At 37.2% G+C, this 14,161-nt stretch carries 14 protein-coding genes; 11 read left to right on the top strand and 3 right to left on the bottom strand.

Annotated elements, in window-relative coordinates:
- Window positions 1-20 precede the first annotated feature (20 nt).
- The 10 genes from VB118_06790 to VB118_06745 all read left to right on the top strand — a co-directional run bounded on the left by VB118_06790 (window position 21) and on the right by VB118_06745 (window position 10,690).
- Window positions 21-1,127, top strand: coding sequence for a hypothetical protein (locus VB118_06790; protein ID MEA4832306.1), 1,107 nt, complete (start codon window positions 21-23; stop codon window positions 1,125-1,127).
- Window positions 1,128-1,348: 221 nt separating this feature from the next.
- Window positions 1,349-1,759, top strand: coding sequence for a hypothetical protein (locus tag VB118_06785; protein MEA4832305.1), 411 nt, complete (start codon window positions 1,349-1,351; stop codon window positions 1,757-1,759).
- A gap of 189 nt (window positions 1,760-1,948) precedes the next feature.
- Complete coding sequence (locus VB118_06780) at window positions 1,949-2,269, top strand: hypothetical protein (GenBank protein MEA4832304.1); 321 nt, start codon at window positions 1,949-1,951, stop codon at window positions 2,267-2,269.
- On the top strand, window positions 2,232-3,059 hold the full coding sequence (locus VB118_06775) for a hypothetical protein (GenBank protein MEA4832303.1): 828 nt from the start codon (window positions 2,232-2,234) through the stop codon (window positions 3,057-3,059). The genes VB118_06780 and VB118_06775 overlap by 38 nt, the downstream gene beginning before the upstream one ends.
- 115 nt (window positions 3,060-3,174) lie before the next feature.
- The gene (locus VB118_06770; protein ID MEA4832302.1) at window positions 3,175-4,227 is read left to right on the top strand and encodes a hypothetical protein; all 1,053 of its coding nucleotides are present in this window, start codon (window positions 3,175-3,177) and stop codon (window positions 4,225-4,227) included.
- A gap of 115 nt (window positions 4,228-4,342) precedes the next feature.
- Window positions 4,343-5,206: an ATP-binding cassette domain-containing protein gene (locus tag VB118_06765; GenBank protein ID MEA4832301.1), complete on the top strand. Its 864-nt coding sequence runs from the start codon at window positions 4,343-4,345 to the stop codon at window positions 5,204-5,206.
- Window positions 5,203-7,176 (top strand): hypothetical protein, encoded by a 1,974-nt coding sequence (locus VB118_06760; protein ID MEA4832300.1) that lies wholly within the window; start codon window positions 5,203-5,205, stop codon window positions 7,174-7,176. The genes VB118_06765 and VB118_06760 overlap by 4 nt, the downstream gene beginning before the upstream one ends.
- A gap of 287 nt (window positions 7,177-7,463) precedes the next feature.
- Entirely contained in the window at window positions 7,464-7,940 is a 477-nt protein-coding gene (locus VB118_06755; protein MEA4832299.1) for a hypothetical protein, read from the top strand.
- Complete coding sequence (locus VB118_06750; protein MEA4832298.1) at window positions 7,915-9,006, top strand: hypothetical protein; 1,092 nt, start codon at window positions 7,915-7,917, stop codon at window positions 9,004-9,006. Before VB118_06755 ends, VB118_06750 begins: the two co-directional genes overlap by 26 nt.
- A 547-nt stretch (window positions 9,007-9,553) precedes the next feature.
- On the top strand, window positions 9,554-10,690 hold the full coding sequence (locus tag VB118_06745) for a hypothetical protein (GenBank protein MEA4832297.1): 1,137 nt from the start codon (window positions 9,554-9,556) through the stop codon (window positions 10,688-10,690).
- Window positions 10,691-10,955: 265 nt separating this feature from the next.
- On the opposite strand, the gene VB118_06740 is transcribed toward VB118_06745, so the two are convergent.
- Window positions 10,956-12,251, bottom strand: a complete 1,296-nt coding sequence (locus tag VB118_06740; GenBank protein MEA4832296.1) for a hypothetical protein — start codon at window positions 12,249-12,251, stop codon at window positions 10,956-10,958.
- 300 nt (window positions 12,252-12,551) lie between these two features.
- On the opposite strand from VB118_06740, the gene VB118_06735 reads away from it, so the two are divergent.
- Window positions 12,552-12,743 carry a hypothetical protein gene (locus VB118_06735; GenBank protein MEA4832295.1) on the top strand — a complete coding sequence of 64 codons (192 nt, stop codon included), beginning with the start codon at window positions 12,552-12,554 and terminating at the stop codon, window positions 12,741-12,743.
- Here the strand turns inward: VB118_06735 and VB118_06730 are convergent.
- Both VB118_06730 and VB118_06725 read right to left on the bottom strand, forming a co-directional pair.
- Complete coding sequence (locus VB118_06730) at window positions 12,738-13,118, bottom strand: DUF4363 family protein (protein MEA4832294.1); 381 nt, start codon at window positions 13,116-13,118, stop codon at window positions 12,738-12,740. The genes VB118_06735 and VB118_06730 overlap by 6 nt on opposite strands.
- Before the next feature lie 26 nt (window positions 13,119-13,144).
- A complete protein-coding gene (locus VB118_06725) occupies window positions 13,145-13,843 on the bottom strand; it encodes a DUF421 domain-containing protein (GenBank protein ID MEA4832293.1) in 699 nt (232 codons plus the stop codon).
- Between the last annotated feature and the right edge of the window lie 318 nt (window positions 13,844-14,161).

Here is a 14,161-nt window from a genome sequence, read left to right as displayed (position 1 = left end):
ATTAAATAACAGAAGGAATCATGAAAAAGTTAATAATTTTAATATTATGCATACTATTTTGCCTGCCGCTATTTTCATGCAATAACACGCAAGAAAACACAGACACAAAAATAAATTCAAAGTACATATTTGCCGTAAATTCGAAGACATTGCTTAAATATAATGTTAAAGATGGCTCTAAATCGTATGCCTGTCCTGATCCGCTTTGCACTCATGATAATGCTAAATGCGCTTTTTTCGGCATTGATGGTATTATAACCGTAACCGAAGACCGTGTTTATTTTACTAAGTATAAAAGTTTTACAACAAGAAGTCTTTGGTATTATGATATAAATAGTGAGAAAACAGAAAAAATTTTTGATGAAGATACAGATATCATGGAAATATATGAGATAGAAGGCAACATATATTTCAATTCAATGCTTTATATAAAGGATAAAGAAAACAAAGATGACGAAGAAGACATTAAAATCGAATACAACTTATTTCGATATAATAAAGACTCAAATACTGTGGATAAGCTTGACGATGGAACTTTAGATGAAAACGTGGCATTCCAATGTTTAAGTAATGGACGGATCGTATGGGAGGGAAACGAAAGCCATAAATGTTTTTCGACCGATTACAATTTTAAAAATTGGAAAGACGATAAAGTCGATGATGGTTTGAAAAAATGGGGATGGGAATATATATGTAAAACGAGATATGATAACAACACGTTATTATTTGATGCCTCGCGAAAAAATATTAATACAGGTGAAATAGAAACTCTGATTGAAAATGCGACAGATATAAGAATGCTTGACGAAGGTATATTATATTTGCCGCTCTCATCAAATCCGATATCACTTGGTCACGATGTAACGACAAATAAAGAAATCACATATACAAAATCAAATGAATTGCATTTGCTTTCACTGACCGATAAAAGTGACACCATTCTATGTACCCTGCCAAAAGATTGCTATGTGTGTTCGTTGGCTCGTGGGAATGTGAATTCTTTTTCGGTGGGTAATTATATAGGTTTAAGATTATATAAAATCAATAATGAAAACGGCGGCATCGAATATCAAGACAATATTCTCATAATAAATATTATTACTGGGGATTATGTTATTACAAAGTAAATGGTTAAAGTAATGATATAAAGACATTCATATTTTGGAGGATAAGCAAAAATATATTCACTGCTGTGTGATATTTATTTGGCAGACATTGATTAATATATTATAAATGCAAACTTGCCATTTATATCTTATTTTGATATTATAATAAACCAAAGCTTTATTATAATGATATACTGCTCTGAGTGTCTTATAATGTTAATTAAAATTGTAGGAGGAAAAATATGAAATTAAAGAAACTAGGGTTTACTGTTATTACAATGATCTTGATAGCAACAGCGCTTACATTTTCTGCTTCTGCGTATGGTATGGGTGGAGTTGGTATATATGACGGAGCACAACAACTTGGAACTGGTTGCTTATGGAACAACAGTCAAAGCACCGATCAAATTGCATACGGCGATATAACCGCAATAAATTCATCGTATTTAGCAATAAAGGTTGGATATACTTATTTCGATACTAATACATGGATAGGAGGAACTTTGATGACAAGAGCAAAAGAAAAATCAAGTGCTAAGTATATAATGAATCAACTTTCAGCAGATGACTCAAAAAGCCTTATAGAAGCTCAAGGAATGTTTTGCATAAATGGACATACAGCGAATTATAGTCATCCCTGGAATAATGGGTAAATAAAAAAATTATAAAATTATTTTATAATAATCAATAAATAAAATTACAAGGCACTCACCGAAGTATTAATAAATATTTATATATTGCATTAGTTAAAATGCTGATAACGAGCAAGATAAATAGGGCATCTTTATCCACGCCAATATCAATATATGGATATGATATTTTATCAAGGAATAGAAAGAATAATGAAAAAGTTATTAATTTTAATATTATGTGTACTATTTTGCCTGCCGCTTTTTTCATGCAATAATACGCAAGATAACCCAAATACAAAAAACACAGACACAAAAATAAATTCAAAGTACATATTTGCCGTACATTCGAAGACATTGCTCAAATATAATGTTGAAGACGGCTCTAAATCGTATGCCTGCCCTGATCCGCTTTGCACTCATGATAATGCTAAATGCGTTTTTTACGGCATTCAAGATGCTATAACCGTAACCGCAGATCGCGTTTATTACAAAAATGAAAAGCTTCACAGCAGCCAGCCTCTGGTATTATGATATAAACAGTGAGAAAACAGAAAAAATTTTTGATGAAGATACGGATATCATGGGAATATATGAGATAGAAGGCAACATATATTTCAATTCAATGACTTATATAAAGGATAAAGATGACGAAGAAGACATTGAAATCGAATATAGCCTCTTTCGATATAATAAAGATTTAAATACTGTGGATAAGCTTGACGATGGAGCTTTAGATGAAAACGTGACATTCCACTATATAAATAATGGACGGATCATATGGAAGGGAAGCGAAAGCAATAAGTGTTTTTCGACCGATTATAATTTTAAAAATAGGAAAGACGAAAAAGTCGATAATGGTTTGAAAAAAGGGGAATGGGAATATACATGTAGAATGAGATATGACAACAATACATTACTATATGACGCCTTGCGAAAAAATATTAGCACCGGTGAAATAGAAACTCTGATTAAAAATGCGACAGATATAAGAATGCTTGACGAAGGTATATTGTATTTGCCGCTCTCACCAAATCCGATATCAATTGGTCACGATGTAACGACAAATAAAGAAATAAAATATTCAAAATCAAATGAGCTGCACCTGCTTTCGCTGACCGATAAAAGTGATACCATTCTATGTACCCTGCCAAAAGATTGTTATATAAATTCATTATCCGGTTGGAATGAGAATTCTTATTCTGTTGGTGATCATATAGGCGTGAGATTATATAAAATCAATAATGAAAACGGCGGCATCGAATACTTAGACAACATTCTCATAATAAATACTGTTACAGGGGATTATGTGATTACAAAGTAAATGATATTATCTTCGTTGCTGCCGCCGATATTAAATAACAGAAGGAATCATGAAACATTTATTAATTTTAATATTATGCGTACTATTTTGCCTGCCACTTTTTTCATGCAATAATATGCAAGATAACCCAAATACAAAAAACACAGATACAAAAATAAATTCAAAGTACATATTTGCCGTACATTCGAAGACATTGCTCAAATATAATGTTGAAGACGGTTCTAAATCGTATGCCTGCCCTGATCCGCTTTGCACTCATGATAATGCTAAATGCGTTTTTTACGGTATTGATGATATGATAACCGTCACCGCAGATCGCGTTTATTTTACGAAATACAAAAGTTTCACACAAAACAGCCTGTGGTATTATGATATAGAAAGCGAGAAAGCAGAGAAGATTTTTGATAAAGATACAGATGTCAGAGGAATATACGAGATAGAAGGAAATATATATTTCAATTCAATGACTTATATAAAGAATAAAGATGACGAAGAAGACATTAAAATTGAATATAGACTCTTTCGATATAATAAAGGCACAAACACTGTGGAAAAGCTCGATGATGACAGTCTTGATGAAAATGTCTCTTTTCGTTCTTTAAGCAACGGACGGGTCATATGGTTTGGCGAAAATAGTTATAAATATTTTTCTACCGATTTGGATTTTAAAAACAGAAAAGAAGAAAAAGATCCGCCTAGTTTGATAAACGAGGGGTGGAAATACATATTCCAGACAGAATATGATAAAAACGCAGAATCGGTATTATATAGTGTATCACGCAAAAATATTAAAACCGGAGAAATTGAAGATTTGGTAACCGACGTTGTTGATTTTAGACTTCTTGACGAAGGCATATTATATTTGCCGCTCTCATCAAACCCTATATTACTGGGACATGACCCAATGACAAATAAAGAAGTCACATATTCAAAATCGAATGAATTACACCTGCTTTCTCTGGCTGACAAGAGAGACACCGTTTTATGCACTCTGCCAATTGATTGTCATGTATATATGTTAGCCGGTTTGGATGTGAATTCTTGTTCGGTGGGTAATTATATTGGCGCGACATTATATAAGTATAACAATGAAAACGGCGGCATTGAAGATTTAGACAATATTCTCATAATAAATACTGTTACTGGGGATTATGTGATTACAAAATAATTTTTCGATAGAAATCAAACCAAAATTAAAAGGAGGAAACAACTGCAAACGAACATCAGATATACAAATAAAGCGGCGGCTTGTTTTGACATGCCGCTATAAAGGTGATGAATTTATGTTAAAAATAAGCGAGCTTTGTAAATCTTATAAATCATGCAAGGCGCTTAATAAATTTTCTTTTTCATTCGAATCAGGCATATATGCCCTGCTTGGTCCGAACGGAAGCGGAAAAAGCACTTTGATGAATGTTTTAACCAATAACCTTATTTCTGACAGCGGAGATATTTCTCTTGACGGTGAGCGAATATCGGAGATGAAGGACAGATACTTTGAACAAATCGGATATATGCCGCAGTATTGCCCTTTATATCTAAATTTCAAAGCCATTGAAATGCTGTACTACATAGCCGAACTCAAGGGAGTTAAACGTGATGAGGCAAAAAAACAGGCGTTTGAATTGCTTTCCGCGGTCGAGCTTACCGAATGTAAAGACCAATATATAAAAACTTTTTCCGGCGGGATGAAACAGCGTTTATCATTAATATGTGCTATGCTGGGGAAGCCGAAAATACTTTTACTTGACGAACCGAGCGCCGGACTTGATCCAAAACAGCGAATCGTTATCAGAAACGTGCTTTCCTCTGCGGCACTCGATTCTACGCTTATTATCGCGACTCACATAGTTTCTGATATTGAATATACGGCGAAAGAGGCTATATTGCTCAAGAAAGGCGAAATAGTCGATCATGGTCATCCGGACGCGCTGGCTGGAAAAATGTCTGGACGCGTGTGGAGTATTGAATGCGATACCGAAAAAGCTGAGCGTATGAAGTCTGAATTTCCGATTGTAAATATAATAAAAAGCGGTAACGGCGTAAAAATAAAATTGCTGTCTGATATCAGGCCCGATGCCGAAGCGGAGGAGGCGGAGCCGACTCTTGAAGATTATTATCTAAGCGTTTTCGGCGGTGCGGTATGAGAATTGTCGGATTCGAGCTTAAGAAGCTGTTTCGAGAAAAAATGGCAGTCTGTTTGTTTATCGGATGTCTTATCCTCAATTTTATTTTATGCCTGCTTGTAACGCCAAAACTCGATAATAACATAGGAATAAATGAGTACGCGGCAAATTATAACAAAGATATTAATGCAGTTATTAGCAATGCGGAAAAGCATCTTTTATCCCTAAGTGATACCGGAAGCAACAATTATCTGATTGAGTATCAAAAACAAATAATTAAAAAATACAATGAAACAAAAAGCCTTGATATAAAAGCTGCTGTTGATACTGCTGATACTGCTGATAGCGCTGATACTGTCGGAGTTACAGAGCTTCTTTTATACAACTGGCAGGCTATATTTATCTGCGTAATTTGTCTTTTTTCGGCGGTAAGGCTGAGCCTGACAGAGCATGAAAGCAATATGATATCTCTTCTTAACTGCGCAAAGCGCGGTAAAACCGTTATCATTTCTACAAAGCTTGTGACGCTTCTGATAATATCGGTTTCCGCGGTTGCCGCAATGACTGTTTCAAGCGCGGCGGGCTTCTTAATAAAGTATGGTCTACATTCCTTAATGCTGCCTATTCAGACATCACCTGCATTTGAGTATTGCCCTTATATGTTTTCATTCCTGTCGGCAACAGCAGCGAAAATGTTAATGAACATGGCGTCGTTTTATATGTTTGCGCTTAGTATTTATCTGATTGCGATGATAACACGCAAGCTTATACCTGCGATTCTCGTGTCGTTTTTATATGCGGCCGGTCATTATTTATTCTCGGGAATCGGCGGCAACAACAGTTTTTTACCGCTGTGTAATTTATACACGCTTTCCGCAAAAAGCGAATTGCTCCTTCGTTATCACGGAATAAATATTTTCGGGCTTTCGGTTTCTTATCCCGTTTGCATAATATCGGTAACAGCTATTGCCGTTTTGCTACTTGTGTTATTCTGTCGTATATTGTATCTGTGTAATCGAAGAAAATCGCCCCGCATAGTGAAAGAGAGAACATCGTTACAGCGACATAAAGTTGTTATGTCACAACACAATCTTTTAATTTGGGAATTAAAAAAGCAATTAATTAAGAATAAAGCTGTTTATATTTTTCTTTTATTTCTGTCATTGAAAATCATCATTTTTGCTTTTTCGACCGATTATAGCAAAACACTTGACGATAAAACGTATAAGGATTATATGTCGGTATTACAGGGCGAGCTGACAGATGAAAAAGAGAGCTTCATTCCCAAAGAACTCTGGAATATGAAATGTATAATGGATATGAAAGATCAAATGAGATCCGACTTAAATAAAGGCGTTATATCCAGTACGGAGTTTAACAAATATATAGATTCGTGTTATGTTGCTGAATATAAAAGTTCGGTCCTTGAAGCAAAGGTCCAAACGAAATACGTATATATTAAAGAAATGGAAGCTCGTGGTATCGATGTATGCTTTTTGTATGACACCGGCTGGCTTTCTCTGTTTTTAAACGGATTTGATATATTGTTATTTATGATGATGGTATTTTGCTTTGCGCGAGTGTTTTCCGCCGAACGCGAGAGCGGTTTTGAAACAATATTAACCTCTGCAAAAAACGGGCGGGGATGTATATATTCAACTAAAATTAAGGCAACTATTATCCTTTCAACTGCTTTTTCATTGATATTTATCTTTTTCACAATATTTCTAAATGCGATAAGGTACGACTTCCCCGGAGGCGGATTCCCGATGGCAAGTCTGCAACTGCCATACTTGCCTTATATGGACATAAGCATTATTCAATGCGCGATGCTTGTTTTTGCCGCGGTATATATTATATCAGTACTATATGCCATAGTGGTATGCTTGATATCACGTCTGACAAAGAGTACGATACTTACGGTATTTATATCTGCGTTGCCGCCAGTATTGTTATATATAAATTTTATTATGAACGCGGGAATCAAATAAATAAAGTCTATTGAATAATGGCTTTTGTCTACTGCTTTATATATCAAAATATAGCATTAAAATACTATTGACATTAAATGAGATTAGGAGCATAATATATTATAGCAAGCAATTCATTAATGTATTGTACTTGAACATGGCGATGCTTATATGAGGAGGGGATATGACAATGGTTTATTATTAGTTTTTTGTTTATATATCATATACAGCATATGTATTGATGTAATAAACGAAATGTAAGTACAGTTGCTTTGCTTTTACTAGAGAAAGCACGGTCATTATAATTTTTGGGGGGGATAATTATTACGCACAAGAAGCGATTACTTATTTATTCTATCAGTGCTGCTTTGCTCTTATTCTTGGCAGTTTCGGTCTATTATCATGTTCCTGAAAATATAACAATCGACACAGTGGTTTACAAACAAAACAGTGAAGAGAGTATGCCAATTTTAATTTTCGTCCAAATCTATAAATCATTCTTTAAACCAACAATAGCAAGAGGTTATATTATATTTGATGGAAACACATATCAAGATATGGCTTCCTTGGGTAAAGGATATGATTTTAATGCATCCAAAAGCTTCTTCGAGAATATTAAACTGAAATTACAGGATTTTCGTTATTATTATTTTGTAAGAAGCGATTTTAAAGGTAAACAATTAAAATTGCTTACTGACACACTTACTCTTAATTTTGGAGCTGATAATAGTACTTTCACAGTTTTAAAAGCTGGTAATAATGAAGGACTATATTTTTCGAAATAAAGGGGTACATACTTTTTCACCTACAGCAGCAGGCAAATTGATATCTGAAATACCGGATGATGTTTTTGGCGGAATTTACTTGGACGAAACTGGCAATCTTGTGGTTAATGTTACTGATGTTGACAAAAGCAATATTAATTCCATCTGTAAAACAATCAACGATCAAAAAGTCACATATAACATTGTTGATAAATCATTGTCTTATCTTGAAAATGTACGACTCTCGCTCGTACCATATATGAAAGAGTACAATATTGCTGTACTCGATGCTAACGACGTAACTAATATGATTGATATTGTACTTTATAGTTATAATGATAAAATTGAAAAACTCGTAGCACAATATATTGATTTGCGATATGTTAACATTTCTGTGCTTCCAAAAGGTATGTCTTTCGAAACAACTCCCGGTTATGCTAATGATAATTGTCCACCTGAAGGAAATTATATGGCAAAATATTCCGAAAGCTCTTTTGAAACGTCATTATTTGAAACTTATCTTTATCCTGGTTTAAGAATAATTAAAGGTGGTTATGCTTATACAGCGGGTCCGAGATATTCAGACCGGGAATTTCTGACAGCCGGTCATGCTGCTTATGATAGCTCTGATACTCATTTCTTTGCGGCGGCAAATGGGGGAATAATTGGATCTCAACATTCTTATGTTTTTGGCAACAACGGAGATAGACTTAATGCAGAAATGAGTCCACAAAGCGGCCTGGTACTTCCGAGTACAAATAGTTTTTTTGGAGGTCAATCTACTTATTCTTATATAAATGTTTATGTTACCGGGGCTTTGATAGAAATGCATGGGGCGTATTCGGACATTTCAGAAGGAGGTATTCTAGCTATTAATCAAAGTGTCTATCTTGCCGATTATAATAAAACTATATATAATCTTATATTAGCGAGCTATACATGTAAACATGGTGATAGCGGTGCGGGCGTTTTTTCCCGCAATGCGTTACATCGAACAGCATATAATTATTGTTTTGGAACTCAAAGTATTGGTGTATTCACATCAGGAAGCAATGTATCATCATATAGTTATTTTTCTCAAAACTAAATTCAGAAAAATATTATAATATTATGATATTATAAAAGGTACAATACATATGCAAGGCAGAGAAGATGGTTAAAATCTCTGCCTTTTGCTTGTTCGCCCAGCACATACAAAACTTGATTGTTTAAGCATGAATATGCGGATATTTCACGGTTAGCGTACGGTCACGAAATGAATCTACCTGTTAGTTCGTGGGCATGAACGAATCAAGCGCATGTGGAAAGAGATTTTACGACTAATTATGGTGGTATCTAAATGAAAAATGCCCTATATGTAAAATGACAGTGTAAAGCTCATATAACGGAAATATTCAGAAAAGTTTTCTGCTTATTAAGTATGGATATGGAAGTATATCAACGGTGTTTTGGCTGTTATAGCTGCTTTGTTTATATAAAATCAATTCACTGACGATGAGACTGTGGCGCAAATAAAAATATTTACTATTTATAGTATTGATTTTAGAAAATAAAAAACATTTGAAACAGTATAGACAAGAATTGCTTTCGGGTGTATAACCTTGTTAACAATGACAAATATGAAGGAAAATGTAATGAAAAAAATGGTTTGCTTACTGGTTGCTGTGCTGTTGACCATGTCATTTACCGTTGTTTCCGCGGGCTCTTATGACGATGTTATGAAAAGCGCCACGTTTTCCGATCTGGTTGTGTTCAAGAATGCGGACATTGGGACTTACGAAATGAGAGGCTTTACGGTTTCCCCCGACGGAAAATTTGCCTACTGCGGTCTTTTGCAGAACACGCGTTCATTGAAAAAGTATGACATTGCCGCAGGAAAGATAGTTGCTTCCTATGTCAACGATGACAACGGTTATCCTAAAGGAATCTCCTGCGATGACAGAGGATACATATATGTAGGCGAGGTCGCTTCCGCGGGCAAGGATTTATATGCAAACATCGTCGTTCTTGATACCGAATTTAAAGAGATTGCAGACGTCAAGATAACAAGAGAAGCTGTGTTTGGTATAAACGGCGTATCTGTCACAAAGCGGGACGGCAAGTATTATGTTTATGTAGTTCTCAACTACGGACCGAATGCAATAGAATGCTATGATGTGACCGATCCGAAGGCGCCTGTTATGAATTCCTCTTTTGCTGATAATGGCGTTCTTGATTTTAAAAAGCTTATCGGAACAGAAAGCGCGGAAGCCAATTACCTTGATATAGATTCCGACGGAACGATTTACGTCGGAGCAAAGGTTGACGGCACCGGCAGCAAAGGTGATCATCTTGTCAAAATATCCGCAGACGGAAAGAGCGTTATTTCAAAATGCGCGCTCTCCGAAGCATACGGTGTCGAGCTTTTTGAAGATTATGTTCTTGTTTCCACTTATAACAAAACAAACTCCGTGGTCAAGGTTCTCAACAAATCCGATCTTTCTGAAGTAACTGAGCTTGCTAAAGACAGTCAGAGCAGCAATTATTCCGGTGTTGTTGTGATCAACAATACAATATATGTCTCTGACCAGGGCTTTGGAGGCGAAGGCGACAGAATTATAAAATCCAACGTCCTTGACATAGTAAAGGAAACGGATGATAACATCACAGATGAAGAAGATGACGGAACTAAGGAGTCTCCCGTTACCGGAGAAAGCGGCGTTGCCGTATTGGCCGTATTGGCTGTATTGTCCTGCTGCGTTATTATTGGAAAGAAAAAGAAAATTAACTGATTATTAACTCTGCAATGAAATAAAAAAGAGCTTTGCGAATGGTTAAATTAAATCATTTCGTAAGGCTCTTTTATTAACTCTGCATTTAAATGCCAAGTTAATAATAATGGCAAGCAATTTATATTGAATTTCAAAGCCCTTGATTCTATAGAGCTTTGATCGGTTTATACCTGCTAAAACTTTCTGAAGATATTATATATTGAAGTTTTTGCGGAGCTTTTTTCAAAAAGCAACCGTTCCTCTTTCTTGCCCGACCGTTCCACTGTCAGGAAAGCTTTGACTTAAGCTTTATGCCGCTTTCGATAAGCTTTTCCGCCACGCCGGGCTCAAACACACAGGAAAGAGCTTCATATCCTCCGCCATCTCCCTCAAAGGCATCCCGGGTGGGCAAATAGCCTTGATAACCGTTAGCGCAGCAAAGCGGGAGCGTTGCGATGAATGAACCGAAAGAGTTTTTAATCTGACGACCTATTTCGGTGAAGGGTTCGCCCGGCATTGAAACAAATAACACATCAGAAAAGGCGATTGCGAAAATCGGGAGTTCAATGAAAGCGAACTTAGAATATTTCAGTATTTTTCGTGCGCAGGCCACGCGTCCGAGTTCTTCCATGCTGGAGGACCTTACATTTCCGGCTTGGCTATTTGCGCAAACGGCCTCTGCTTCGGAAATTTCGGACGCGGAGAAGCGGCGGACCGGAACCGGAGTGTCGATCCGCGAAAATCTGACCGGAGCATCGGAGGCTTGCTTTGATTTGTCCAGAGAGGCGAGGGCGGAAAGGGCAATGGCGCGTCCCATGCTCTTTGCATGCTCGTATCCTCCCCATGGCCGGCCCTCGGGCGGATTGGGATTTATATGGTTGGTGTCGCCCTGAGCGCCGTTGAAATATATGCAGTCGGTGTCCGGAAGGACGCTTTCGACGGTTTTACGGACGAAGCCGGGAAAATCGGCAGAATATTTATTTCCTCCGATTACGTCAGGATGTACCTGAAAATGAACAAGAAGAAGATTTCTGCCGCCTGTTCGGGTGAGAAGCACGGACTGAACCTCATTGTCTTCTTCGCCGAGCTTTCCGGCAACATCGGGATTGTCGATGCCGGGATTGGTTCGCACGGTTCCGTCCTTCATGCGGAACCGGCGTATGAAGGATACATTACGAGCTTCGGAATGTGAAACGGAGACAGTGGTCTGAAGCAGCGCGGACAGAGCCATGAAGGCAGCGTCACCGAGCTTGCGGAGGAGGATTTCATTATATGTTGAATCCGAATCGCCTCCGACGATGCTCGGCCCGGTATGTATGTGTGTACATGCGACAATCACGGCATTTTCCGGAATGCGGCAGCGTTCGCTGATGCGACGGACGGCTTCTTTCACAATCAGAAGCGGAATTCCCACTATATCGACGCTGATTATGACGGCGCGACCGTTGCCGTCAGAAACGGCAAGCGCGTTTGCGTACAGCGGATCGAGCACACCGTCCGAAAATCTGTAATGAAAATAACCGTTCAGACCGATTCCGAGCGGAGGGGTGATGTCCAAACGGGAATACCCTGTGAAAAGCATATAAAAACCTCCGAAAAAGCATATTTTCCATAATTATATACCTTACATATAATATTGGCAAGCGCAAAGCCGATGGGTTTTTGATATTAATATTTCAGTCAGTTTAACACATATATCAGAGCTGCGTTATCAAGTGACAACTTAAATAATCATCGAAGTCTTTGACATATGGGCTTTCTATTATAAAACAACATTAAATGCTGTTTTTATCGCGGGACAATAATATTGAAGGCGGCATATAATATAATACGGAAAGCTTTTGAACCGGACTCGCCAAACGGAGAAGAGGAGATTAGAGGGATGAATGAAAAAATGGTTTTACTCGGAGAAATTCTGATGTGCTTTTTTGCTTCGGTGGGGATAAGCTGCGTACTTTTGTGCCTGTTTAATTTTGTGGTGAACATATGCGATAAAATCAGAGAGCGAAAAGGTAAAAGAGGCGAAACAGGCAAAAGCGAAGATAAAATTGATGATACCGAAAAGCGATCATAGAATGTTTTTAATTGAAATATTATCTGATTCGTATATAACCATAAGATTTTCTATTAATGCGGCGCGTTCGGCGATGTATTGCGGAAAATCATCCGATTTATAATATTCGCGGCATTTTTTAAAAGATATACGCACACAAAGCAGCGTTGATTCTGAAATTGAGATATTGAAAAGAAATTTGTAATTTTCTAAAAGATCTTCAATATTATTAAAGCATTCGTCAGAGCTCTTTTCTTGAAATTCGGAAAGATCGGAAGGGAGAGAGCGTGAGGCATCGAGTAGCTCGCTGCAGGCGGAGCGTATAGAAGCGGCGTTCAGAGCCACAAGAGAACAAAGTATTATCGCAAGCGATAGAGAAAAGATAAAATTTTTCATATAATCTCATATAGTAAATTTCAGTATTATTTACGTTGTTTTCGTTGTGTAAAATAAAGCGTGCTGTTTTCATCGGAGGTAAGAAGAAATATATCATCCGGAGGAGGAAGACCGCGCTCTTCTAATAATTTATTTAAATCATTTAAATCCATGCTAAGCTCGGAAAGAGCTTTTTTGTTTGGCTTTCCGTCCTCGATTATGGCATGAGCGATTCCGGGCTCTTCTGAAGGTATTGAAATTCTTGCTTCGCGGGGAAAATCTGAGAAAACAGGAGGTAGTTTTGAGCTTCGCAGTAAAACGCTGAGTTCGCCGTTTGGTTCGAGAATGGCATAATATACATCGGCCGGATTAAATACTCCGCACAGGCGGAGGCGGCTTAAAAGTTCGTCGGAAGTCATGCGAGCTTTCTGGAGCTCGTCTATTGACATTTTACCTTTTGATATCAGCAAAGAAGGCTTTACATCAAACAGGACTTTAAACAGAGGGATTTTGACCGAAAGATAAGAAAATATGACTTCAAGAGAAATAAGAGCCAGCGCGGGTAGAATTCCAAACATAATCGGGATAGAGCTGTCGATTATCGGAGCGGCGGCAAGCTCTGAAAGGAAGAAGGCGATAACAAGCTCGCCTGTCTGCATTTGTCCTATCTGACGTTTACCCATTGCTCGCATTGCGGCAAGAGTTATGAAGTATGATAGGACGAGTCTTATCAGAATTGTGGTCATTAATATTCCTCCGATAAGGTCGATTGATTAGTATATGTATTATTGCCGTGAAAATAGCAGTTATTCATATACAACAAGTAGTACTATGCTGCATGAATATATACAACCATGTATAATATGTACAACAATGCGGATAATAATAGCGCGTTAATTGTGCAAATAAAATCAATTTTAATATTGACAAAAGCATACGTGCATGTTACAATACAAAAGCCGCCGAAAACGGAGCGGCGCACGGAAGCAAGGGGCTGATAGGCACGAAAAAAGATGAAAAGAATCTTAAAAAAGTGCTTGACAAAGCGGAGCAGAAGTGATACA

Source organism: Oscillospiraceae bacterium (assembly GCA_034925865.1).
GTDB lineage: Bacteria > Bacillota > Clostridia > Oscillospirales > SIG627 > SIG704.
This window is presented reverse-complemented; position numbering and strand designations above follow the sequence as displayed.